The following is a 26,161-nucleotide window of genomic DNA, read 5'->3' as shown; positions in this document are numbered from 1 at the left end:
CGCGTATTGCCTTCAATCCAAGTCTGGCACGGCTTTCTTGGAGGCTACGGACGTTGATATTATCGGCGATGGTCAGATTGCGCTGACAGGATTTGGGACGGATGGAGCCGTGCTCATTTACAATAACTCGACGGCCCCGGAAGTGAGCGTATTACGTTTAGCCAACAACGTGGCTGCAATGAATCAATACGTAGGAACGGGTGATCCGGAAGGAGTCGTTTCTGCAACGCTCGGTTCTATGTACTACCGCACGGATTCAAGCGGCAGCTCGTCAACGCAGGTTTATGTAAAGGTCTTTAATGGGGGTGGTACGACGGGATGGGTTGCACTTGCGGATGTTTCCTCGCTAACGTCAACAACGACGGCAGTATCTCTTCAAACTGCTTATGACGGCGGCAATGCAATTTTGACATCATCGACTTCAACCCCGGTCTATATCTCGGTGCCTACACCCGGCGCGTTCTCAAGCGTGCCAGGTCTCGCCATCACTACCGATTTGAACACGAGCCGAGGAATCGTATTTGGCCGATCAAATTTCGCAAATGATATTTCATCATTTGGCATGACGGATGATGTATTGAATCCAGCCGGGGCATCAGGAACATTTGCTTACTACAACCATGATCTAAACAGCTTTGGTTTTTCTTTGTTAGGCAATGGCGGTAGCACGAAATCCAATTTTGCACTGAACAATACGGAAATCAGTTCACTTGCAGCGATGAATATTTCCAATTCTGCAAACGCAAATCAGCAGGCGTTATTGCGTTTGTCGAACGATACCGATGTAGCATCCATCATTCAGTACGTTGGCGTCGGGTCCCCGGAGAGCGTAATCGTAGCTGAAAGTGGGTCAATTTACTTTCAGACGGATGCAGTTGGAGCTACAAATCAATTGTTTGTTAAACAACCTGTGATGGTGATAATAGTGATTGGGATGCGATCGTTACATCTTCCACCTTTGCGAGCTATGTTGGAGGCACCGATCCTTGCAGGGCGCTTACGACGCGGGTCGTACGATCACAGCTCTTGAGGGGCAACCAGTATCCATTTTTGCCCCCTCGAGGTCACAATCATTCCTCGGATACAATCCGGCATTTGTCATCGGAGGGGACGGGATTGACGGTAATGCGACATCGACTGGTTTCTCGGTCGGTAAATTAAATGCCGGTCCAAATCGAATCGACTTTTTAAAACTAGGTGAAGGTGTCGATCGTTTTGATAACTCCTCATACGCATCGATGTATTTTACGAACACCGGTGGTGTATATCCGGTAGCGGCGTATTCGTTATTTGATGTGCTTGGAGGGCAGACGGCAAATATTGAGATGAACTATGACTCGATGGATATCAGTCATAACAGTTCTTCAATCAATTTTTTCGCCAACCAAAGTGCCGTGACATACGGTTTTAATTTCAACGCGGCAGCTTCTGGGGATGTATCACTGCTTCAACTTTCACAGACCGGCGGATCCGTTAACATGTTCGTAAATACGGGTAGTCCGGAAGGTGTCTATACGGCCGACTCCGGTAGCTTATACATGCGAACCGATGGTCCGGACGGCGCATCACAGCTCTACGTAAAGACAACAGACGGTGGTAATACAGGATGGTTCGCGCTGTCGAGTGCGAGCAGTACGGGCAACTCCCTCGATTCTGCTTATGATGACACCGGCGCTGGAGCCGGACGAGTTATTGTCGTTGATTCAGGCCCGGTTGAGCTAAGCGTCCCTGTATCTGGCGGCCTCTCGCCTTCTCACTTCCGCATCGTTGCCGGCGGCACGAGTGACGGCTATAGCTTCCACACCGACTCCGACGGTGCGCGAATGTATCTCTCAGCCGATGCTACAAATCCGACTGGTACAAATTCGGGCATGATCCAGTACTTAGGCAACTCCTTTGGCGCTGACTACTTCAATATCGCCAACCGCTCCGGCACGGGTATCGTCATGGCGAGCGGCACGCACATGCGTCTCAACCTCGGTGGTTCACAAGTCGGTGTCTTTAATAACACGGGCAACTTTGGTGTCGGCGTAACAACCGCTACCGCACGATTGCATATCGGTACAGGCGCTGCTTCCACAACAGCGATCACGACCTATCAGAATAATGGGGGTGATATACAGCAATTTGTTACGCAAGCCTCCCCTGAAGGCGCGGTTACCGGTTCGCTAGGCGATATCGCCTTCGACTCGGCGAATGGTCGCATGTACATTAAGGAAACGGGAACAAACACCAACACGGGATGGGTCGGTGTGGCTACGGGTACAAATACCGCCGACACCCTTCAAACGGTCACCGCTCGCGGAAATACGACCACGCTCCCGATCTACATACAAAACACCTCAACCTTCCGCGACATTATCCCGGAAGCTCACAATACCTACTCGCTTGGTTCAACGACAACACGCTGGGCGCAATTATTTGCGGGCATCGTGAATGTTGGAACATCGACCTGGTCGTTAGCGCAATCCGCCGGTCAACGTTTCTCGATTTTTGACGGTGGATCAGGAACCGGAAATGAACGCTTCTCGATCTCGGCAACAAGTGGAAACGTTGGTATTGGCACGGTTAACCCGACTTCTAAGCTGTATGTAAATGTTGGTAATGGAGACGGAATAACGGTTCGTGCTACAAACAATGCTTATTTAGCAGTCGGGACATCTGATACAAATGAATGGAAATTGGCGAGCGACGGAACAGCTCCTAACCGTTTTGATCTGATGTATAATGGAGCTTCATTTATTGCGGTCAGCTCCACGGGCGGAGTCGCAATCGGAACGGTTCCATATACCTCAAATAGACTGAGTGTAAATGGCTCGCTTGCGGTCGGAGGAACAGGGTATTCAACAGTGAACGCCCCGGCAAATGGTCTCATTGTCCAAGGCAATGTCGGCTTTGGTACATCGACCCCAGCGACCAAGCTGCATTTATTGAGCACTTCCAACCAAGCGGTCGGTATTTTGACGGTAGAGAATCCTGTCGGCAATTTCCAGATCTTCAATGCTTCAACCACGCCCGAGGGTCTGATTGCGGGTTCGCAGGGCGATCTGACGGTTGACTCGACGAATGGCCGGCTCTATCTCAAGGAGACGGGTGCTGGAACAAATACCGGATGGGTTTCTATAGCGACGGGTACGATCCCTTCGACGAGCAACTTCTTCCAGCAAAATGGTAATTCGTTTGGCGCAACCGCGGTGCTCGGAACAAATGATACGCAGAGTTTAGCGCTTGAAACAAACGGCACGAATCGCATCACGGTGGGTACAACAGGTATTGTGACGGTTGCAGGTGAGACGACCGGCGGCGGTAACTATACGATGAATGTAGGTGCAAGCGCCTCAAGTCACGCGCTCAGAGTAACGGGCGCAGGGGACACGATTTATGCGCAACAAGGCAACAGCTCTGATGTCTTTACAATTCGTACGGCTAGCGGAGATACGTACATCAATGCATTAACCGGAAGGCAGCTGCACCTTGGCGCCAATGGCGGAACGACGCAGGCGGATTTTTCGATCACGAGCGCTAACATTGTCCAATCAAATCGCGAATTCCGTGTAAACAACGCACTAACGGGTTCTGGAACAGCTCGTTTTGGTCAAAGAATCGCGAGCGCGACTAATTCTGGTAACCAAACAGGGGATACGACTCAGCTCATTATTAATCCCGATGACGGCGGTCTAAATTCAACGGGTTTAAACATTGGTCTTGACATTGCTCTTGCAGGCTTGAGCGGCGGCACAAATCTCGCCGCGCGGTTTAATAACGGCGCAACAAATACACAAGCAATCATGACCGTCGCTAATGCTGGGGGTGACTTCCAGTTATTCCGTGTCGATGCCGTGCCTAACGGAAACACAACCGGTTCTATCGGTGATCTTGCGATCGATTCAACGAATGGCCGCATGTACATCAAGGAGACGGGTACCAATACGCTTACGGGTTGGGCTGTTGTTGCAACTGGTACCAATTCCGCTGACACCTTCCAGACCGTTACCGCTCGCGGAAACACAACGACACTCCCTATCTACGTTCAAAATACCTCCACGTTTCAAACAATTCTCCCGCAAACCGGCCTCGCCTTTGACCTCGGCGCTTCCACTTCACGTTGGAATAACGCCTGGATCAATACCATCAACCTCGGAACCTCGACGTGGAGCATGACGCAAAATGGCGATCGTCAATTCCAGATCTTGAATGGTCCTGGTGGAATTGTTGGTCCGGGCGCTGCTTCTCGCATGGTGATAAATAATGCAAATGGATTCGTTGGTTTTGGTGATTCGACAAATCCACAATGGGCGTTGACCGTTGAGAACTCGTTATCCGAAGCAGCGATCGTTGCGAAGAGTAATAATGCTGGTGGTACGGCAAGAATTGGGACATCGGATAATGCAGGAAATACTTTAGGCTTTTATCAATACGGAGCTTCTGTTGGGGGTACATTGGGCAATATCCCGCTTGCGACAGGGAGTTTTATTCGCAGCAATGCTCCTTCAGGATTGATGCTGAACACGGATATATCGACTCCCATCGTATTTGGTACAAACAATACTGAGGTAATGCGAGTGACGGAAGCGCAAAACGTTGGCATTGGAACAGCGACACCAGTAAGCCAGTTTCAAGTAGCGGCGCGCTTTGATCAACCTGCGATAAGTAGTATTGGGCTGTCGGCAGGAACATACGCGGTCGATATCCAGGGTCGTTACGCAGCGGTAATAAATCGCAACTCTTTCGAATTGAATATTGTCGATGTGACGGAACCTGCAAATATGGCCGTGCTAGGTTCTGTGTCGGTGGATAAGGTACCGGTAGACGTCGTTGTTCTTGGCCACTATGTTTATGTTATTGCAAACGACACAGCTCTACTCTATATTTATGACATTACGGACCCGGTAAATATTAGTGTCTCGGATGCAGAAGGGATTTCGGCTGGTCCAAGGGCGCTTGCTGTTCAAGGTCGCTATGCATACACGGCGGGTGATAGTGGACGCTTTGAAGTAATCGATGTTGCTGATCCTTCGCAAGCCACACCTGTTACGAGTCTCGGTATTTGTGCCGATCCTGCGCGCATGACGGTAAAGGATCGATATGCATACGTGGTTTGCTCAACCGGAGAACTGCAGATTGTCGACATTCGATTACCGAGCGCACCATCGATTGTTGGTACTATTGCAACGAATCGCTTACCTACGGATGTTCAGGTTCAGGGGCGTTATGCATACGTTGTTTCTAATCGAGATCGAACCTTGGAGATAATTGATATTTCAAACCCAGCTTCTCCAGTGTTGTCAGGCACGGAAAATACGAATAGGGATCCAATCTCGGTAAATGTGCAAGGAGATATGGCTTATGTGACTGCTTCTGGTAATGATACGGTTGATTTTATCGATATTACAAATCGCGCAAGTCCTATCTATTTAGGTTCAAACAGGACGGGTGGCTCCCCGCAATACGCTGCTGTACAGGGTCGATATATCTTTGTTCCCAACTCCAGTGATCGGATATTAGAGGTGTTTGACTTAGGCGGCTCCGTATTTCAGCAAGCAGAAATTGGCGGCCTGGAGACAGATACGCTTGCGACGCGTGAGGACGCTTCTATCGGAGGAGAGCTTGAGGTCAAAGGTGGCTTGCATGTGGGTAGAAGTGCCAATATCAACGGTACATTCTCGGTGTATCCCAATCGCCCAGGATCCGCATCCGTATTTACTATTGATGAGTCAGGTCAAGTCGGTATTGGAACATTGGCGCCAGATAATCTACTCAGTGTGAATGGAGATGCCTCAAAGATTGGAGGAGGTACCTGGCAGACGTTCTCAGACCAGCGTTTGAAAGAAGACGTCTCTTCGTTTGTTGATGGATTGAATGTCATTACAAAGATCAACCCAGTACATTTCCGTTACAACGGTCTCGGAGGCATAGCGACTGGTACGAGTTACATCGGCGTTATCGCGCAGGATGTTCAGGGTATCGCGCCATATATGGTTTCTTCTACACGAATGAAGCTTAATAAAGATGATGTAGAAAAAACCGAAGTATTCACTTTTGATCCCAACGCACTTACCTATGCGTTGATCAACTCGGTGAAAGAGCAGCAGGGTCTCATTACGGATCTGCAAAACAGAATCGGCGCCACAACAACCGGCTCGATTACGGTGACGGATTCGCCGATCGAGTCCACGGACGTTTTTGTTTCGACATCGACCTTTAGCGGCGTGGTTGTTGTCAAAGAGCGGGTGAACTTTGGATCGGATACGGTTGGCCAAGCCAAAATGCTGAGCGGTGCAACACAGCTCCGCGTACGATTTGAAAATACGTATGACAAGCAGCCAATCGTAAGCATTACCCCGATTGGCCTCAAGTCGATCGACTACGGTGTGGAAAATGTGACCGTGGAAGGGTTTGATATCGCTATGCGTCCGGAGCAAGCAGAGGCTGTCTTATTTAACTGGACCGCTTTTGGAGCCGAAGAGGGCATTGTGACGATTTCCGACGGGACGACTTCAACCGTCGAAATCATCCTTGGTGGGCCGATCATTCCGGACATAGCTACAGACACCGGTATCGAGCCGCCGCCAGAAGTCCCTGCGTCGCCGACAAGCACGGAGCCCGCCCCGGAATCTGCTCCAACTCCGGAACCAGAGCCGACTCCTGAACCGGAGCCTGCTCCGGAGCCAGCACCAGAGCCAGCCCCTGAGCCTGCACCGTAATTCATGCTAGAATCCTCATATGCCAAGAATTGTTGACCCAGGTACCCTTACTCTAAAAATTACTTCAACCACCAAACGTCAATTGATCGTTGCTGGTTTTATTTTGCTGCTCGGAATCATTGGTTATATTGGCTACATTTTTTGTCTGAACGCCCTTATTAAACCGAATGCGTTTCAGGCCGTATTCCTAAGTGACGGTCAGGTTTACTTTGGAAAAGCGGCTAATCCTTGGTCAAAATATGTACGTCTAACGGATGTCTACTACTTCCAAGCTAAAGACGGGTTGATTCCCGATGTGACCATGCTCGGCTCTGGTGACATGACACTGATCAAGCTTGGAAAAGAAGCGCATGGACCGGAAGACAAGCTGGAGATCAATCGCGAGCAAATTCTCTTCATCCAAGATCTGAAAGAAGACTCCAAGGTCGTAAAGGCGATCAGAGACTTCAAAGGAAAGTAAAGCTGTGGTAGCGTCGCACCGTGCCGACCTATTCCATCACCACCTACGGGTGCCAAATGAACAAGAACGATTCCGAGCGCATCGCGGGACTCCTCGATTCGCTCGGCTTTTCGTCTACGGAAAATGAGTCAATTGCGGACCTCATTATCATTAACACGTGTTCCGTCCGCCAATCTGCAGAAAATCGTGTGTTTGGTGCGCAGGAAAAGTATCTGGAATACAAAAAGACCAAGCCCGAAATGATTGTGGCGGTCACGGGTTGTATGCCGGGACGCGATAAAGCGTCCTCATTCAAGAAGCAGCTCCCAGCGACGGACCTGTATTTCCCGACGCCGGAAATGATCCATCTTCCACGCTGGATTTCAGAGCTGCGTCCCGATCTCGTGAACTCCGACTCGCTCGAGGATGATTATCTCAAAATCCATCCGCTCCGCGCTCCATCGGTGCAGGCCTATGTAACGATTCAAACAGGCTGCAACAAGTTCTGCACCTACTGCGTTGTTCCATATGCGCGCGGTCTCGAGCGTAATCGTCCAGCCAAAGATATTCTCGACGAGTGTCGCGAGCTTGTTGCTCATGGCGTGATTGAAATTACGCTTCTTGGCCAAACCGTGAACTCTTACAAAGCAGGGGACACGGAAACATTTTCAAAAGCAAATCCCTACAAAGACCATTTCGCCGCCTTGCTCTGGGAAATCAATCAAATCGAAGGACTTCGCCGCCTCCACTGGACGGCTGCCCATCCAAACTCGATGACGGATGAAGTCATCGATGCACTCGGTCTGCCAAAACAGGTGAATTATCTTCATTTGCCGGTACAAGCCGGATCAAATGAAGTATTGCGTCGCATGAATCGTAAATATACACGCGAACAATATCTTGAGGTCATTCGCAAGATTAAAGAACGCCGACCGCAAATCGCGCTTGGCTCGGATATCATTGTTGGTTTTCCGGGAGAGACGCGTGAGCAATTTGAAGAAACGATCTCGCTCTATAAAGATGTCGATTACGATATCTCCTACAATGCGCAGTACTCTCCGCGTTCCGGAACGCTCGGCGTAAAATTGTTTGCCGACGATATCTCCAAAGAAGAAAAACGCGACCGTTGGGACGACCTTCAAACATTAATGGAGCAGACCTCGCTCGCCAAAAACCAGGCGATGGTCGGCGGCACGGTCGAGATCCTGGTTGATCGTCTCGACCACGGCTTTGCTTACGGCTGTACGCGTGAAATGAAATTGGCTCGTTTACGCGCCACGGAATCCACGCCGATCGGCTCGCTCATCAACGCCAAGGTCACAGAAGGAAAATCATGGGTATTGGAGTGCGAACTTGCTGTTTAGGTCGATCTCCGCTAAGCTTTTTAGTAATGGCCGCTATCAGACAAAAGGCCAAGACCAAGACCCGCTCGAGAAAAACGAGCGTAGGTACGAAACGCGCTCTTCCGCGCGTTTTATGTATTATTGGTCCTACTTCTAGCGGAAAAACGCTGCTCGGAATACATCTAGCTAAAAAATTCGGGGGAGAAATTATCAATGCTGATGCCCGGCAAGTCTATCGGGAATTTGATATCGGAACCGGTAAACCGATCGGCGGAAAGCGCACCTCTAAAGGCGGAAGAAGCATGTATTTATTTGGTGATATCCCGCACTACTTGATGGATTACCTTCCTCCTTCGGAGCTGCTCACAGTTGCTGAGTGGCAAGAAAAAGCCATGACGGCGATCCGGGGTATCCGAGAACGCGGAAAGCTCCCGTTTGTCGTCGGCGGCACGGGTTTGTATATTCAAGCATTGGTCGACAACTATCAAATCCCCGCCGTGCCTCCGCAGGACTCGTTCCGAAAAGCGATGGAAAAAAAGACGCTTGCGGAGCTTGTAAAATTATTATTGCGTCTTGATCCTGCGGCAGAAAAACTCGTTGACATGAAGAATCCCCGCCGCGTGCTTCGTGCGCTAGAAGTCACAACCTTCACCGGCAAACCGTTTACGGAGCAAAAGGGCGCCGCCAAGCCCGTGATCGACCCGCTGATGATTGGTCTGAAACGGGAGCGGGAGGAATTAAAAGAACGCATCAACCTTGCTGTTGAAGCCTATGTCGAGGCGGGTTGGATTGATGAAATCCGCCGTCTGAATGGATCCGGCATCGGTTGGGATGCTCCGGCAATGACCTCGATCGGCTATCGCGAACTAGGGGCCTATATAAGAGGGGAATCGACATTGGAGCAGGCGATAGAAAAAACTAAGCGTGCGACCTGGCAATACGCCAAACGCCAATTAACGTGGTTCAAACGCGATCAGCGCATCCACTGGGTAAAGGATGAAGACGAAGCGGAGAAGCTCGTCGCCAAATGGCTTAAGGTGCGCGCGAAGTCCGATACGTCCAAACGTTAAATAGTCCGGTTTTGGGATCTTCATCCGCCGCAGAGCCGGCGTGGCGAGAAACCCAACGCGTTCCAAATTCATCGGTCAGCTCAAGGACGATCGTGAATTCTTTTTTGTTTGCTGTTTCAAAGTTGATTGGCGAGAAATAGGTGGAAGCCTCTCCGGCTTTGGCGGCAATCTGTCTCGGCTGGCTGTAAACAGTGGCTTCTCCATCTACGGTGATACGGTCGAGGTAGACGTTTGTCGCTCCCGTATTCAGAAAGCGCACCCCGCCCTGATCGGGCGTGATGGAGACGGATACATAGTCGGCGATCGCTGCTTGGCGATTATTGATTTGGTTCTGTACTAAGGCAAAATATGAGGCTAGGCAGAGCGTGAGAAGCTGCAATCCAAGCGAGGTCCATTCAAATCGGTTCATAATCTTATTTTACAGTATAGATATTCCGGTTTACAGTGAATTTGTATGGCATATTGGCTCGTAAAATCCGATCCATCGGAATATTCCTGGGATCAGCTCGTGCAAGACGGCGAGGCTGATTGGACCGGTGTCCGCAATTTTCAGGCTCGGAAATTTTTGAACGAGATGGCCGTCGGCGATCCGGTCTTGGTGTATCACACGGAAGACGACAAGGAAATTGTCGGTATTGCAGAGGTCGCCGCCACAGCCAAGCAAGACCCGACCGATGAAGAAGGGAAGTGGGTATCCGTGCGCTTGAAGGCGATCAAGCCTGTCGGCCGCACCCTCACGCTCGATGAAATTCGAAATACCGCTGGCCTCTCCATCATGCCTCTCGTCGAGCAGCCGCGCTTGTCCGTCATGTCCGTAACCCCGGCACAATGGGAAGCGATTTTGAAATATACCAAAACCGTGTAAAGATTCGGCATCTATGAATCTTGTTGCTCGGCTTTTTGGTATAAAAGAAAAACGCCATATCGATCGCTATCACATTCTCACTGTTACGCATCCTGAGGAGCTTGAGCTTGCAGATGAATTGCCCCTTGAGCTACGTTTTGTTTTATCGCGCAAGCCCGAGCGTCGCGCAATGTTTGCTGAGCTGCTCTTGCGCGGCTTCGGTATTGCAATCCGTACCGTTGATCGTACGCCAGAAGCCGTTCTCAAGGCCGTCGACAACATTTCGCGCAACTCCCAGCATAATACGATTATTCCATGGCTACCCAATCTTTTGAGAGAAGGAAAGCTTCCTGTTTTTAGCGAGCCTGATCTCGTAAACGCGGAAAAGCAGGGTGTGAATTTAAATGCTGATGCGTTGCTGATCATGGAGCGCCGTTTCGAATTCAAGAAAATCGTTCTGGTCGATTTGCACAATGGGGGAGTCGGTGCCGACGAACGTGCATTTATGCGCGAACTGAATGAGGATCTCTATCCGTTCGCGATCGACTATATCGTGAACCGTGTCGTATTCGACAACGCGCACACACGCACAGAAGTAGCGCAAAGCATTATTAAAGCATTATTAATCGTCGGCCCGATTGCGCACGGACTCGAGCATTACGCTTCCGGTATCGGAAAGTTATTCGCCGCATCCGCAGATGATATTCTTGCAGAAACGGCAGAGCTCTTTGCATTGCACGGTTCCGGTTTCTCATGGAAAGAGCTCGCCAAGCGTGGCTGGGTACTTGTTCCGGTATTTTGCCTTGCGACTTGGGGTGTTTTGTCCGTCGATACACTGATCGAACAAGGAAGAATCGCTCTTGCGGGTGCCGTGTTTGGTTTCTCCGCCGTCGCGCTTTCACTGACAACCGCAATCCAATCGATCGGTATGTATCATCAGGCTTATCGCAAACAGCAGATGGAAAATAAGCTTCCGCTGGAAAAGCGTGGTCTTTGGAAGCTGGCTTTGGTTCAGGATTTTAGCAACCCCGCCCGCCTCGGACTGTTTCTTGGCGCCTTCATGGCTCCTATAGCCGCCGCCACGGTTTTTGTTGGCTTCCCTGAGATTGTTCATAATGGCTGGGTTTTAGCCTTGCTTGGCTCGGTTGAGTCGATCATCGCGGGCTTAACCGTTATTGCCGCCGTAAGCCTGAATCGATTCATGTTTCGTCGGTCTATCAGCCAAAAAATGGCTTAAAGTAAACCCTCGACAAACGGCAAAATTCAAGATATTCTCTTTGTTATGCGATTCTTTACTGGCAAAGCAAAAGAGGACGCCTTAAACACCGCCAAAGTAGGCGGTTCTGGCGCTATTGCGTTGGTCTTGGAAATGGTCCAGGTTCTCGCGATCTCCCTCGCCATCATCATTCCGGTCCGCTGGTTCTTGATCCAGCCTTTTTACGTCCAAGGCGCAAGCATGGAGCCTAATTTCTTTGATCATGAGTATCTCATCATCGATGAATTGTCCTATCGCTTCCGCACGCCAACCCGCGGCGACATCGTCGTCTTCCATTATCCGAATGATCCAAAGCAGTTCTTTATCAAGCGCGTTATCGGCTTGCCGGGCGAGACGGTAGAAGTCGCTGACGGCAAAGTAAAGATTTACAACGATGCGCATCCAAACGGCATCGTTCTCGACGAGACGGCTTACCTCGACCAAGACTTTACCGCCGCCTCACAGACCGTCACCTTAAAACCAAAAGAATTTTATTTGCTTGGCGATAATCGCTCGAGCAGTCTCGATTCACGTTTCTTTGGTCCGGTGGACGAAAAATACATTGTTGGTCGTGTTTGGGTCCGCGGCTATCCGATCGATCGCTGGAAACACTTTGACTCTCACGACTACGGAATTTAAACCACCAATTATGCCAACCAAAAAAATGCCTGCCAAAAAACCCGCTGCCAAACCAGCAGCTTCGGAATCCGCGCCAGCACCGTCCAAAAAATCCGCCCAGCCACTTCAGGTGGTGCGCGGCATGCGCGACTTGCTGCCTATCGACCAAGGCTACTGGAAGCAGGTATCGGAAATGGCCGAGAAATTGGCTCAAGGCTATGGCTACGAACGCATTGATACGCCGATCGTAGAAGACACTTCGCTTTTTGTACGAGGCGTCGGCCGTGCGACGGATATTGTTGAGAAAGAACTCTACTCGTGGGAAACCGCTGGGGGAGAGAGCTTGTCGTTGCGCCCAGAAGGCACGGCCTCTGTCGTGCGCTCCTATATTCAGCATGGAATGTTGAATCTGCCTCAGCCAGTTCGTCTTTGGTACAAGGGCCCGATGTTCCGTCACGATCGACCGCAGTCCGGTCGTTTCCGTCAGTTCTACCAGGCTGGCTATGAAGTGATTGGCGATGCCGATCCGGTAATCGATGCTCAACTCATTATCCTTGGTTGGAATTTTTTGAAGGGTCTTGGAATTGAGACCACGGTTCGCATCAACTCGCTCGGCACTCCGGAATCGCGTACGAACTACAAGAACGCGCTCGTTGCGTACTTCCGTTCCAAAAAAGCCAAGCTTTCAGAAGATGACAAAAAGCGCTTGCTCAAGAACCCGCTGCGCCTTCTCGACTCCAAAGACCCGGCTATTTTGGAATTGAAGGCAGAAGCTCCGCAGATTGTTGATTGGCTCGATGAAGAATCCAAAGCGCACTTTATGCGCGTACTGGAATTCCTCGATGAAGTCGGTGTTCCATATCAGCTCGATCCGTATCTCGTGCGCGGTCTCGACTACTACACCAAAACCGTTTTTGAATGGTACGCCAACTCCGATGATCAAGAACTCGCCCAGACGGCTCTTGGCGGAGGCGGTCGTTATGATGGTCTCGTGGAATCGCTTGGCGGCCGCGCGGCAACACCGGCAGCTGGCATGAGTCTCGGTCTCGACCGTATCGTCTCGCGCTTAAAGGAAAAGAACCCGCCGCCAGCCGAGCATCGCTTGCCGCATGTCGACGTCTTCTTGGCTCAGCTCGGTGAAATGGGCCGCAAGAAGTCGCTCGCGTTGTACGAGGAGTTCCGTGAAGCCGGAATCCCGGTCGGCGAAGCCTTTTCCAAAGCTAACATCAAGGCTCAGATGGAAATCGCCAACAAGCGCGGGGCCAAATGGGCGATCGTGATCGGTCAAAAGGAAGTGCTCGACGGTACCGTTCAAATCCGCGATATGGACGCCGGAAGCCAGGAAATCGTCGACGTGAAGAAGGTGGTGCATGAAATCAAGAAGAAGTTGGCCAACGGGACCAGCGGGGTTGACACTCCGGCTGCAACCATGTAGATTTCGCAAATCCTACAATAGAAAGGAGCGACCCTCATGGTAGAAGTTAAACGAAAAAAGAATGAAACGTTCGACGCCTTGCTCCGACGCTTCCAGCGCCGGTTCCAGTCTAGTGGCAAGCAAATCGAAAGCAAAAAGCGCCGTTTTCACGACGGTGGCAAGAACAAGAACCAGCGTCGCGATAGCGCTCTCCGCCGCGTCACAATGGGCGAGAAATACGAATATCTCTCCAAGACCGGACAGTTGAAGGAAGAGCCTAAGCGCAAGTACGGCCGCCGCTAAAATTCAAAACACTCCGCCTATGGCGGAGTGTTTTGTTTTTCTGCTATGATAGGCCACATCTATGACTGTTCTCGAACGCGTGGAAACGGACTTCAAGACCGCGATGAAATCCAAGGATGAGCTCGCCCTCTCGGTTATGCGGCTTGTGCGATCGGCGCTAAAAAACAAGCAGATTGAATTAGGTCGCGATCTCAAGGATGAGGATACGCACGCTGTTTTAAAAACGATGATCAAGCAATATCAAGACGCGCTCACGGATTTTCAGGCTGCCGGCCGCCAAGACTTGCTTGAACGTCAGCAGAAAGAGATTGATCTCATCGCCCAGTACCTACCTCCGTCATTGCCGGCGGAAGAGTTGGAGAAAATCGTCAGCGAGGCAGTGAAATCATCTGGTGCAACCGATATGGGCAAGGCAATGGGCGCTGCCATGAAGGCTGTTGCAGGTCGTGCCGACGGCAATGAAGTGCGTGCCATTGTCCAGCGTCAATTATCAGGGTAAGATGATGATGTTGGATCGATTCTTTTCCCATGCTTGAGAACGGATCCCGTGTAAGGACTTTGAAACAACGGTTAACTGCCGTGCGACCGCTTTTGTCGATGGCGGTTTTTACGTTTGTCGCCCTGCTTGGCTTGTCATTCGTTCTTCCGGTTTTTGCACAAACCTCGCAAGAGAATCTTGAAGTCATCGGAACCCAGGCCGGTATCGGTGGGGGAGCAGATCTTTTTACCATCATCGGCCGCATCATTAATGTCGCGCTCGGCTTTGTCGGCATCATTCTCCTCGGTCTCTTGCTCTACGCAGGTTACCTTTGGATGACGTCTGGCGGCGATTCGGCAAAAATTGAACAAGCAAAATCTTACATCCGTAATGCGATCATCGGGTTGATCATTATTGCGTCCTCCTTCGCAATCGTAAACTTTATTCTTGCTCAGCTCGCTGGTGTTACCGGTTTCGGCGGTACAGGTACCGGTCCGTTTGGCGGCGGTGGCTTTGGCTTTCCGGGTTCTGCTGGTTCTCTTGGTAGCGGCATCATCGAGACACATCTTCCACAGCGCGATGCAACCGGCGTTCCGCGTAACACGCCGATCGTTGTCACTTTTAAGGAACCGATTCGCGTCGACTCCTTCATCAAGGACTGGACCGAGGCGACTTCCGGCACAATCAACGGCCTAAACGACGACGCGATCAAGATCTATCCCACGAGTGATCGCAGCACGGCTCTGACCTCGGCTCAGGCAAGCGTCCGTTTTACCCCAGACCGCAAAACGTTTGTCATTCGTCCTGTTGAGTTGCTGGGCAACCCAACCAGCAACACCGACTACACCGTCGAGTTGCTCGGCGGAAGCTCCGGCATCGTTCTTGCTGACGGTACGCAGGCTTTTGGCGGTGCCTTCTCCGGCGGCTATCGTTGGCAATTCCAGGTCTCAACCGTTGTCGATAACACTCCGCCGCGTATCACGGCTGTTATTCCTTCCGATGGCGGTACATTTGCGCCAAACATCGTCGTTCAAATCAATTTCAATGAACCTGTCGATCCAACCGCCGCTGCCGGTGTATGGAACGGTACCGCAGGCTTTACCAATATCGAGGTCAACGCGACTCCTGCATCCGGTCCAGAGGTGCGCCCTTCCGGTGAATTCCGGATTAGCAATGGCTACCGCACCGTAGAATTTACAACCGATCTCGCTTGTGGAACCAACTCCTGCGGCAGTACGGTTTATTGTTTGCCAACGGACGCCTCGATCGCCGTGATCGCGAGAGCGCCAACATTGTCCGACACGCCCCCGCAAGCCTTCCTCTCAGGCTCCGGTTACGACGGTATCACCGACATGGTTGGAAACGCGCTCGATGGTAATGGCGACGGCGACGCCCAAGGCTCCGACGCCGACTCAACCCCGGGTAACGACAACTACGGCTGGTCCTTTGGTACACGTGGCGCGCCAAATCTTTCCGCCCCCCGTATTGAATCCACAGACCCAATTGCCGGTGATCTCATCGATTCAAGCAATCTTCCGCTCGATCGCAATCCAACAGCTGACTTTGATTCCGTCCTTCAATCATCCACGGTCAACTCGGACACGGTCGAGATTCAAACCAACGAACCTTCAAGCATGGCCGACACCTGGTGGTGGTCGCTTTCGCAAGATCCTCTGACTGAAACGGGTGCGCTAGCAGGGGTCGGCGACATCGCCACCAAAGGCCGTCTCACGATTGACCACCGTCTCTACTCGCCAGCTTCCTCCACTGCTCCCGGTGCCGTTCAGCCGACCTATCAGCCAATCGTTCACTCCGGCGTCCAGAACGTTTACCAGAACTGCTTCAATCCAGCCGCTTCCGACCGCTGCACCGCCGACTCAAGCGAACCAAATTGCTGTGACGGCGTCTCGCAAAGCGGCGTCTGTTCCGACCTCACCCCAACACCATGATCAAGCTCCGCTCCTTGGCCCTCGCCTTCCTGACGACCCTGTCACTCATGACTGGGTCGATGGCGTTTGTTCCAACCGTCGTCCATGCCCAAGTCGACGCCGGTTTGGCTGAGGTCGGCGGTACCATTGGTTTGAGTGCAACAGATCCGCGTGTCATCGCAGCACGCATCATCAACGTGACACTTGGCTTGCTGGCGATCATCATGCTCTGCCTCATCTTGTATGCAGGCTTTTTGTGGATGACGAGCGGCGGTAATGCAGAGCAAGTCGAGCGCGCCAAACTCATGATTCGTAACGCCATCATCGGCGTTGTTCTGATTTTGTCATCTTGGGCAATTGCAAGCTTCGTTATCAATTCACTTTTGAGTGCAACGGGCGGTGGTGGTGGGGGAGGAGGCGGCGGTGGACCTGGTGGCGGCGGTGTCTTGCCAGGCGGCGGCGGTTCCTCGGCATTCCAGGTTGTTTCGATTTCTCCGGGAGGCTCGGTACCGATCCGCAATATTGAAGTTCGCTTCATCCTTTCCCGTAACATCGACAGCACAACAGCAAACGCTAACATTCGTGTTTTGCGCGCTTCCGACTCGGCACCTGTTGCCGGAACGCTTACCGTAACAGGTCAAATCGCGACATTTGTTCCTAGTGCCGCATGTCCCGCTCCAAATGAAACGCGCAATTGTTTTGATGGCGATACGGAATTCATTACACAGATCGCTTCCGGTCTCCGCTCATCAACTGGTCAAACGATCTCTTGTGGAGGTTTTTCTCCTGTTTGTGAAGGACGCTTTACAACCGGCAACCTCGTCGATACGGCAGACCCAACAGCAGCAATCACCTCGCCATTTAATGGACAGAGTGTTCCGGCAGACGACCTCGTAATCGTTTCGCTCCAAGCTTCTGATGACGCAGGCGTTTCATTTATTGAAGCATTTGTTGGTAGCGATTCCATCGGCATCGGTGCGGCTCCGGGCTCTTCAACGGTGCGCGATATGACGGCCGACGTCGCCTGGGATACGGCTGGAATTGCTCCAGGTCCAATGTCGCTCCGCGCCACCGCGCATGATATCGACTCCAACACGGGAGACAGTGCAACGGTTTCCGTCATGGTTCGCCCTCTCCATTGTTTTAACGGCGCACGCGATGAAGATGAAACCGATATCGACTGCGGAGGTGCAAGCTGTGGTGCCTGTTCCGGTGGCGCGTGTACTAGTGGTTCCTAATGTGCGAGCGGCGTCTGCTCCGGTGGTGTTTGTGTAGAGCAGCCGATCATTTCCCGCATCACGCCTCCAGATGGACGTCCAGGCACCTTGGTAACGATTTCCGGTTCTAACTTTGGTAGCTCAACCGGCCAGATCATCTTTGCCGACGGCCAAGTCGCAACCGCTCCTGCCGCCTGTGTCGCCGCCGGTATCCCGACCTGGTCCCGTACGCAGGTTGTTGTCGCCGTTCCAGATGGTGCTGTTGACGGCCCAATCCAACTCATCAACGCAGCTGGTTTAAATGATATTTCCAACGATGATCGCGGTCCGCGCCTCGATCCATTTGATGTAAACGATGTTGCTCGCCCAGGTTTGTGTGCCGCTGATCCTAATAATGGTTTGGCGGGGGAGCGCACCGATCTCGTTGGTACAGGTCTCGGTGCTTCATCGGATCGCGTTTTCTTCAACGACCGAGAAATTTCTTCCTTCTTGTCATGGGCTGATGATCGTATCGCCCTCAATGCTCCGGTTATTTCTCCGGCAAGCTACGCCGTAACAGCTCGTTCTGGCGGAATCCTTTCCAACAGCGTTGCGTATCGTATTAATGAGCGCACGGTCACGGCTGGTCCGGAAATCGTCAGTCTCTCGCCAGATAACGGTCCTGTTAGCGAGTACGTAACGATTCAAGGCCGCAACTTCGGTTCACGCGTTGGTCGCGTGTACTTGCGTCGTGGCGCATCCGATGTCGCGATCGCTGACACGGATTTTCCTGCCGCCTGTTCCGTCGCGTTCTGGTCTGATACGACGATCACGGTCAAAGTTCCACGCACCATCCGTGCCGGTCTTGGCGATGAAGCCATGTCGCCTGGAACCTATCAGGTCGAGGTTGAGCGTCAGGACACGGTTCGCAGCAATACATTGCCTTTTGTCGTAAACACCGCAACACCTCGCCCAGGTATTTGTGCCATTGTTCCGGTCGCTGGCCCGGTTGATACGGAAGTCGCTTTGATCGGTGAGCGTTTTGGAGGTGATGGAACCGTCACATTCGCGGGCTCTGGCGCTACGCGCGTCCCATCCGTTGTAACCGCAGGGGATTGGACCTCATCGCGTGTCGACACGCGCGTACCAACAGCCGCGATCACAGGACAAGTGAATTTGAGTGTCTCCGGCCAATCATCAAACTCGGTAAATTTTGCCGTTCGTAACTGTAATGAAGATGCTTCCATCTGTTCCGTCGCCGGATCGGTTTGCTGCCGCAGCGGTGCCTGTTCGGATAGCAGCGGTGTTTGTCCAGCCTCCTCGCCATCAGCGATGTTCGCATGGCGTCTTTCAAGCGGTATTCTCCCGGTTAACCCGCGAGTCATTGAAGAGTGTAGTGATTTAAGACCGCCATCTCCGTCCCCATGGTCCGGCCGCACCGGTGGTGACAATGCATGTGTGAACTCGGATATCTACATTCGTTTCAACACGCCGCTCAATGCTTCAACCGTCACGATTTCCGGTGCGACAGCCAGCCTCGTCATTCGTCAATGTACCGCTGGTGGTGCAACGCCATGTACGACGACCGTACCTGTTTCACCAGCCGCCGGTTATCCGCAAATCGGTGAAAGCGACGGCCAAGGCTTCATTCGTTTCCGCTCCGCCGCTCTTTGGGATGGCGTCGCGACGTACCAAGTTATTTTGACGACCGGCATCCAGTCATCAACCAACGTTCCGATGCGAGAGAACGCGGATGATTGTGGCTCCGGCAATGCTTACTGTTTCACATTTACAACGCGTACGGCCGGAACATTGTGTGAAGTCGGTTCGATCAACGTCGTTCCATCACCTCATACCATGGACGATGTCGGTATCGATCAAGACTACAACGCCGTCCCTCGAGCCGCAGATGATGCCTGTATCGTCTTGCGTGGCGATGTCTACAACTGGTCTTGGACCACGAGCGATGGCCGCGCATCTGTTACGAATAACTCCGTCGCCGGCCGTGTCTCAGAAAATCAGGTTGTCACTTCCAACGCAGAAACCGGCGCTGATCCGGTCCGCGTAAACGCATCCACGGTCTCCGGCGGCCGCTCGGTCAATGGTCGCGGCGATCTCTTTATCCGTCTCGTTCCTCCAAAGATCGAGTCATACGGACCAAATTGTGATGAAGCTTGTTTGAACGCAGCAATTTGGGCTCGCTTCAACGTTCCGATGGATGCGGCTAGCGTCGACACCGATAATGTTATTTTGCGATTGTGTACCAATGAAAATTGTCGCACCTTTGAAGATACCGTCGATTTGAGCGCTTCACCGATCCGTCTAACTGCTCTCCCAGGCGCTCCGGCAGGCGATACATCTCTTCGTTATCTCGTGATTGAGCCGACACGTCCGGGTGCGGGTGGCGTTCCGGAAACGCTTTTGCAGCGCGGACGATTCTACAAGATGACGGTTTTGGGCGGCATGGGTTCCTTCCGCTCTCGCTCCGGTCTCCCGCTCACCGGCTTGAATGACCCGGAAGGCTTCTCATGGATTTTCCGTGTGAAGGATGGCGACAATGCCCGCTGTACCGTCGAGGCTGTCGTGATGGTTCCAGGAGAAAAGATCGAGACAACCGTTGGTGAACGTCAGTCATTCACGGCCACGCCTCGTTCCGGCGCCAACTCGTGTAACGCAGAAGGCGAGCCCCTGATCGTTGATCGCACCTTTGCTTGGTCGATTGAACAGACGCCAACCGTGTCCAAATTCGTAAACGGTGGCGATGGCTCTACCGTCGCCGATGGTCTTGTTGATACAAATCCTGCGATTGGTCCGGGTTGTTCAAATCGCTGCACACCGCGCGGAGCCGCTGGTCTCGATGGCCGCGTCGCTTCTTGTGGAAACCGCGTTGTTGAAACAACGGATGCCAACTACTGCCGCAACGCAGCCGGTAGCGGCGCATGTGCGACTTCGGGCGCTGGCGCTGTAGGCTGCCGCACGATTCACGGCGACGCCTGTCGTTTACTGCCTCCGGGTTCACGAGGCGGAGAAGAGTGTGATGATGGTTCGCCATCCGCAAGCTGTAACTCAAGCTGTTTGTGGCGTCCTCTTGTCGGTGGAAGCTGTGGCAACGGTCTTCTTGATCGCGGTGAACAATGTGATCCTGGCGCGGCATCCTCAACCACGCCTGGTTGTTTCAGCGACTGTCAGCTTCTTGGTTCAAGCGAAGGCGGCTCAACCTGTGGAAACAATTCCATTGGCGATGGTGAAGCTTGTGACGACGGCAACACCGCAAACGGCGACGGCTGCAGCTCGATCTGTCTCCACGAGGGTTCTTCAGCTGTGCTCGCACTTTGTGGTAACGGTACGGTTGAGCCAGGCGAAACTTGTGACCGCGTCGGCGGCGTATTCCCGGCTGGCTGCGACACGACAACGTGTTTGAGAACTGGTACGTCAGCATGCTCGGGTTCTGGTGCTGGTAACTGCTGTGGCAACGGCTCTATCGGAGCAGGGGAGGATTGTGACGACGGCAATCGCAACCAGGGTGACGGCTGTAGCGCAACCTGTCTCGCGGAAGGCTCGTCTCCAGACTACGGAACCCCTTCATTCTGCGGCGACGGCGTCACGGGTCCGGGTGAAATCAACTCTTGTGAAGTCGCTTCTGGCGATGGTTTGCCGGACGCGCTCCAGCTCGCAGAAATTGTTGGTGATCGTGAACCGGATACCGATGGCCGCATGCTCTCCACCGTCCGCGCTGTCTACGATGACAAGACGGGCAATGCAACGTACGGCTTGCAGTGTGGATTCACACAAGAATCATCTTGTCCTGCCGGAACCGGCCTCGACGATCACGGCTGCTGCGCCCCTCGTCCCACCGTTGTTTCGCAATATCCGCCAGCCCTTCCGACCGGCACGGGTATCTGCCGCAACGCGCTCATCACCGCTAATTTCAACACACGTCTCGACGAAGGTTCGGTACGCGCCAACTTTGTCGTGGCTGAACGTATCGTTGGCGCAGCAGCGGTCTGTCCCGCAGGCACAACCACGACCGTCATGCAGATCGATACAACCGGCCTGCCATGGTGGCAGAAGGCTTGGGTGAATTTCATCTCGATGTTCAACGCTCAGCCAGCCAACGCCGATGTCTTCTGTGTCGGAGAAGTGCGCGGCCGCCTCAACATCGATTCCAGTAATACGAGCACGGGTTCTATCGTAACGTTCTCGCTTGAGCGTGCACTCAAGCCAAATACGGAATACCGCATCACCTTCCGCGGCGACAATGACTTGCTCGATAATCCGGCCGTTAGGGATGGTGTCCGCACCTTCCGTGGCGTCGTATCCAACGGCCCGATCCAGTGGAATTTCCGCACAGGCGCAAACATCTGTACCGTTTCCTCTATCGATGTCCGCGATCTAAGCACGGAGCATCCAAACTTGTACGTCGCTCCAGCGGAAGAGCATCCATACACGGCTGTTCCGGTTTCTTTGCAGGATGGACGCAACGTCCCGCTCTCAACGGTCGCAGAATATGACTGGACTTGGGATCTCTGGAACACATCCGATGACACGATTCTCGGTGTAACCCCGGGTGCTGATCCTGTCCGCGCAACCGGTGCCGCCCGTAACAAAAACGGTACGGCGTATGTCTCAACAGGCATCCGTATCACGCACGATGAAATCACGGTTCCGTCGTCAACGAATCGTATTATTCGCGGCAGTGAACTCGCGACCGTGCTTTTGTGTGAAAATCCGTGGCCAGCACGCACCGTCGCACCATTCTCGGACAGTCTTGATTCCGATTCGCTTGCTCTCTACGAACCAACATTTGCCGCAAGCGGTGTCTACTACAACTTCTCGACGCTCTACTGCCGCGACAAAAACGCTGCCGGTACAGCGGATGATCTTCCAGCGATGGATGTCGCGGGTGTGGCTCCGTCTCCGGTTGACGCTGGTCTCGGAATTCTTCGCCAATATCTCTTTACCTTCAATGAACCATCTCTCCGCGGCGATGGTATCGGTATCCGTATCGTTGCCAACCCACTTCACCAGTCGCCATCTGCTTGGTACGCCTCCAAGGGTTTCTCCGGTTCGCCAAAAGCGATCACGGTCGATGGTTACGAAGCGGTTCAAGATGGCAACACGGTCTACATCGGCGCTGTAAACACGACAGGTCTCGCTTCCGGCGATATTTATCCAAATATTTACGTTATCTCCCGCAATCCGGACGCACAGCCAGAAACGATCGATATTTTTGATCAGATGGTCAAGAATTTTGTCCTGAACGTAAACCTGCAAGAAGATTCGCAGAACGCCTGTGTTTACGCTTTGGCCGATGGCGCTCGTGTAGCCGGTGAGTCATTCCGCGGTGCCGATGGTCGTTCTGTTGCCTGTACGGCAGATTGGGAATGTCTCAATCAGAACCGTAATCTCCGCTGTGCCAGCTTCAAGACCAAGATGCAGCGCGACATCAAGCGCATCGCCGACTTCCAGCGCATGAGCGACTCGCTTGAGTCCGTCAAAGAACGCACAAGCAAATATCCTGATCTTCAGACCGGTTCCTTCTTGCAGACCATGAGCAACAGCCGTTGGCCGAGCTGGCAGGGCGCCTTCACCGCCGAGCTTGGTACAACGCCTCCGGCAGATCCGGTCAACCGTTTCTTAACTTGTGGTATTTGTGCAACGGGCGGTGCTCCTTGTATGGAGATCTGAACCAGCACTCGGTATCCCGCATCTATCAATACCGCGCATTGAACGCTGGTCAGCGCTATGAGCTTTCCACGGAATTGGAGGGTCCGTCTGCTGACCGCTATCGACCGCGCCTTCTTTCGGAAATCCGCCGCTGTACCAACATCGATTCCGTTTGTAATGTCGATTCCGACTGTACGGTCCCAGGTCCTGGCGGCCCTCCGCTTTCAACGGGTAGCTGTGTCGCAACAGGCGGTAGCTGGAGATATGGCGGATTGTGTGACGGCAGCTCATTCGGCAACGATTCCATCTGTGGTAACGGCGTCATCGGTCCTGGTGAAATTTGTGAAGTAGGCGATACGCGCCCGGCCGCTTGTTCCACAGCCGCTGTTCCAAGCGGAACCAAGCTCCAAGTCTGTGATCGCTGTACGTCTTTCGTCGACTCGCCTTCAAGTATCTGTGTCGCCAACGCGCTCTGTGGAAACGGCCGTCTCGACCGCAACCAGTGTTTGGGTGGCGCCGGCTTCCGCTATGGCCAAGCTTGTAACACGCCGGGTTCAGCAGAGGAGTGTCGCGATCCTCGCGATGCCGCATCTTCCAGTATCGTTTGTACGGCGCTCGCTGTCCCAGAAACCTGTGACGATGGAGCTTTGAACGGAACCTACGGCCGCTGCAACCGCACCTGTACCGGCTTTGATGCCTACTGCGGTGATGGTCGTCTCTCGCCAGGCGAATCCTGCGATCAAGGTGCTTCCAACGGCCAGTACTGTGCCCCTGGAACCTGTTCGCCGGCTTCAACGTGCAGCATCGACTGCCGCGGACCAGCTCCCTACTGTGGCGATGGCTCGATCACCGCTCCAAATGAACAGTGTGATGGAAACACACAGGCTTCCAATAAAGCCCTCTGTATCGACGGACCAAATCGCTTCTCGCCATGTGACACCAACGCCGACTGTGGCGCCGGCTTCACTTGTGGCGGCTCTGGTGCTGGAGCGTTGCTTGCCTGTACCGGAACACTTGGACTTTGTTCCAACGACATGAATGGAAATAGCTTGCTCGACGACAGCTGTACGACCAACGCTGACTGTCTCCTCACCGTTCCGACACGCGATGAAGGGTCCTGTATTCAATACCCAACACAGCGCGTCCGTTCCTGTAAGAGTGATACCACTCTAGCCGATGCCTGTTCATTCAATGACTGGTCAGCATGTCAGCCAATCGGTTCCTGTGGCGATGGCCGCGTCGATCCGGCAGAGGAGTGTGATGATGGTAACCGCAACAACACCGATTCTTGCACGAGCTTGTGTAAGCGCAATATCTGCGGCGACAACTTTGTAAACGTTGGAACAGAAGAATGTGATAATGGCCCAAGAAACGGCACGCTCTCATGTGATGCCGACTACGGATCGACCTGTCTCTCTTGTTCCGCAACGTGCCGCCAAGTTGCTAGTTCCGGTGGATTCTGCGGTAACGCCGTAAAAGAAGGTCCTGAACAGTGTGATCGCACAGACTTTGATGGAGACCCGGCAACGACAAATGATCCGACGCCTTCTTGTCGCGAGCTCGGCTACGACTATGCGAGAGAGGTCTCTTGCGCGCACTATCCGTATATTCGAGACACGCGAACGGGTGAAATTGTCTGCGTAAACCGTAATGCCACCTCTATCTCTGATATCGGTTTGTGTCGATTCAGCATCACAACGGATACGGAATCGGTTCCGGGAAGCTTGACGCGCGCTGCGCTCCCTGCGATCGGCGCAGAAGCGGCTTGTATGCCTAACGCGAGCACTTGTGCTCCAGGCACCTTGTGCGCAACACCTCATGATCCGCGAGGTGATCAAGTAAGTTGTAATACGGGTTGTGGATTCAACGGTTGTGCTCGATGCAGCGAGGAAGAGGGTGACGGCGAAATTACGGCCCAAGTTTTCGACGCCATCTACTCCAACCAGCCAGTTCCAAACGCTCGCGTAACGCTCTACAGCCGAGGCGTTCGCATCGGTGAGACCTATACAGGCTCAGACGGAACATTCAGATTCAACAACATCAACCGTGTCGCAGCCTGTTCTCAGTACCGCATCGTCGTCGACTACTATCAGGATAATCCGTGTACGGGTAATGCATCAGGTCGCCCAGAGTGTAGAGGTCAGATTTGGCCCTCAGGTTTGACAGCTCCAGATGAGGCTCGTAACGGCGGTTACTGGCCATTTGAGTCGCAGACATTCGGATATAATAACTTCTTGTCGCGCGGTATCAATGACACGGAGGGCAAAATCTATCTCGCCCCCCGCGTTGGCCGCGATGAGACGCTCGTCATCCAGACATGGAACGGTGAATTGCCGCCAGGCGGATTCACCGATGCGCATGTGACATTGCCTACGGCGATGGCACCAACGCGCGACATCTACTATGGCGGCCCAGGAAATCCGGATATTGATGGCGCAAACCCACATGGCTTCCTCGCCTGTTTCCACAGTGATGGATCAGTAGGCTGCGGCAGCTTTGATGTCTCTCCTCAAACCATTAAGTACAAACGTGGAACTTGGGCGCTAACCGGCCGCTACGGATATTATTTGGTCGATTGGTCCCCGACCATCACGCCCAGCATTCCTTCCTACCAATATTTTGAGAGTGTCTCGACGACGGTGCGCATCGTAACGGAAGATCGCCTTTTCGTTGTGAAGCCTCCGACAAGTGTTCCGACCGATGCCGGATGTTCGGATGAGCCGCTGGACCGCAAGGGTAAATATTGGCACGTGTTCTCACAGGAGGCCGGTAGCGGAGCTATCACGATCCCTGGCGCTGGCAGAGGCTTGCTGCTGTGTAATGGTTCTCATCAATACGGAGACACCTTCCCAGGGGAAGGCGTACCATTGCCTGGCCCGGTTCAAAGCCCAGGATCCTAATG

At 52.9% G+C, this 26,161-nt stretch carries 16 protein-coding genes; 15 read left to right on the top strand and 1 reads right to left on the bottom strand.

Annotated features, from left to right (window positions below):
* The first annotated feature begins 37 nt into the window (after nucleotides 1-37).
* From IPH19_01695 to miaA, 5 genes are read left to right on the top strand one after another with little or no spacing between them, the layout of a single operon-like run.
* Complete coding sequence (locus tag IPH19_01695; GenBank protein QQR61158.1) at nucleotides 38-1,030, top strand: hypothetical protein; 993 nt, start codon at nucleotides 38-40, stop codon at nucleotides 1,028-1,030.
* Nucleotides 987-6,704, top strand: coding sequence for a tail fiber domain-containing protein (locus IPH19_01690; protein ID QQR61157.1), 5,718 nt, complete (start codon nucleotides 987-989; stop codon nucleotides 6,702-6,704). Before IPH19_01695 ends, IPH19_01690 begins: the two co-directional genes overlap by 44 nt.
* 19 nt (nucleotides 6,705-6,723) lie before the next feature.
* A complete protein-coding gene (locus IPH19_01685; protein ID QQR61156.1) occupies nucleotides 6,724-7,164 on the top strand; it encodes a hypothetical protein in 441 nt (146 codons plus the stop codon).
* Between the two features lie 56 nt (nucleotides 7,165-7,220).
* On the top strand, nucleotides 7,221-8,507 hold the full coding sequence (miaB, locus tag IPH19_01680; protein ID QQR61155.1) for a tRNA (N6-isopentenyl adenosine(37)-C2)-methylthiotransferase MiaB: 1,287 nt from the start codon (nucleotides 7,221-7,223) through the stop codon (nucleotides 8,505-8,507).
* Nucleotides 8,508-8,533: 26 nt separating this feature from the next.
* The gene (gene miaA / locus IPH19_01675; protein QQR61154.1) at nucleotides 8,534-9,556 is read left to right on the top strand and encodes a tRNA (adenosine(37)-N6)-dimethylallyltransferase MiaA; all 1,023 of its coding nucleotides are present in this window, start codon (nucleotides 8,534-8,536) and stop codon (nucleotides 9,554-9,556) included.
* Here miaA and IPH19_01670 read toward each other — a convergent pair.
* Complete coding sequence (locus tag IPH19_01670; GenBank protein QQR61153.1) at nucleotides 9,519-9,965, bottom strand: hypothetical protein; 447 nt, start codon at nucleotides 9,963-9,965, stop codon at nucleotides 9,519-9,521. The two genes, miaA and IPH19_01670, sit on opposite strands and share 38 nt — an antisense overlap.
* Nucleotides 9,966-10,010: 45 nt before the next feature.
* On the opposite strand from IPH19_01670, the gene IPH19_01665 reads away from it, so the two are divergent.
* The 10 genes from IPH19_01665 (at nucleotide 10,011) to IPH19_01620 (ending at nucleotide 26,159) form a co-directional block, all read left to right on the top strand.
* Entirely contained in the window at nucleotides 10,011-10,421 is a 411-nt protein-coding gene (locus tag IPH19_01665) for an EVE domain-containing protein (protein ID QQR61152.1), read from the top strand.
* A 13-nt stretch (nucleotides 10,422-10,434) separates the two neighbouring features.
* Nucleotides 10,435-11,637 (top strand): hypothetical protein, encoded by a 1,203-nt coding sequence (locus IPH19_01660; protein ID QQR61151.1) that lies wholly within the window; start codon nucleotides 10,435-10,437, stop codon nucleotides 11,635-11,637.
* Between the two features lie 45 nt (nucleotides 11,638-11,682).
* Nucleotides 11,683-12,294, top strand: coding sequence for a signal peptidase I (gene lepB / locus IPH19_01655; GenBank protein QQR61150.1), 612 nt, complete (start codon nucleotides 11,683-11,685; stop codon nucleotides 12,292-12,294).
* Between the two features lie 10 nt (nucleotides 12,295-12,304).
* Nucleotides 12,305-13,708: a histidine--tRNA ligase gene (gene hisS, locus IPH19_01650; protein ID QQR61149.1), complete on the top strand. Its 1,404-nt coding sequence runs from the start codon at nucleotides 12,305-12,307 to the stop codon at nucleotides 13,706-13,708.
* 36 nt (nucleotides 13,709-13,744) lie between these two features.
* Nucleotides 13,745-13,990: a 30S ribosomal protein S21 gene (locus IPH19_01645; GenBank protein ID QQR61148.1), complete on the top strand. Its 246-nt coding sequence runs from the start codon at nucleotides 13,745-13,747 to the stop codon at nucleotides 13,988-13,990.
* A 61-nt stretch (nucleotides 13,991-14,051) separates the two neighbouring features.
* Nucleotides 14,052-14,489, top strand: coding sequence for a GatB/YqeY domain-containing protein (locus IPH19_01640; protein QQR61147.1), 438 nt, complete (start codon nucleotides 14,052-14,054; stop codon nucleotides 14,487-14,489).
* Between the two features lie 59 nt (nucleotides 14,490-14,548).
* Nucleotides 14,549-16,417, top strand: coding sequence for an Ig-like domain-containing protein (locus tag IPH19_01635; GenBank protein ID QQR61146.1), 1,869 nt, complete (start codon nucleotides 14,549-14,551; stop codon nucleotides 16,415-16,417).
* On the top strand, nucleotides 16,414-17,634 hold the full coding sequence (locus IPH19_01630; GenBank protein QQR61145.1) for a hypothetical protein: 1,221 nt from the start codon (nucleotides 16,414-16,416) through the stop codon (nucleotides 17,632-17,634). The genes IPH19_01635 and IPH19_01630 overlap by 4 nt, the downstream gene beginning before the upstream one ends.
* Before the next feature lie 87 nt (nucleotides 17,635-17,721).
* Nucleotides 17,722-23,280, top strand: a complete 5,559-nt coding sequence (locus tag IPH19_01625) for an IPT/TIG domain-containing protein (protein ID QQR61144.1) — start codon at nucleotides 17,722-17,724, stop codon at nucleotides 23,278-23,280.
* The gene (locus tag IPH19_01620; GenBank protein ID QQR61143.1) at nucleotides 23,244-26,159 is read left to right on the top strand and encodes a hypothetical protein; all 2,916 of its coding nucleotides are present in this window, start codon (nucleotides 23,244-23,246) and stop codon (nucleotides 26,157-26,159) included. Before IPH19_01625 ends, IPH19_01620 begins: the two co-directional genes overlap by 37 nt.
* Nucleotides 26,160-26,161 lie beyond the last annotated feature (2 nt).

Source organism: Candidatus Uhrbacteria bacterium (assembly GCA_016699205.1).
In the GTDB taxonomy this organism is placed as follows: domain Bacteria; phylum Patescibacteriota; class Patescibacteriia; order 2-12-FULL-60-25; family 2-12-FULL-60-25; genus CAIXDN01.
This window is presented reverse-complemented; position numbering and strand designations above follow the sequence as displayed.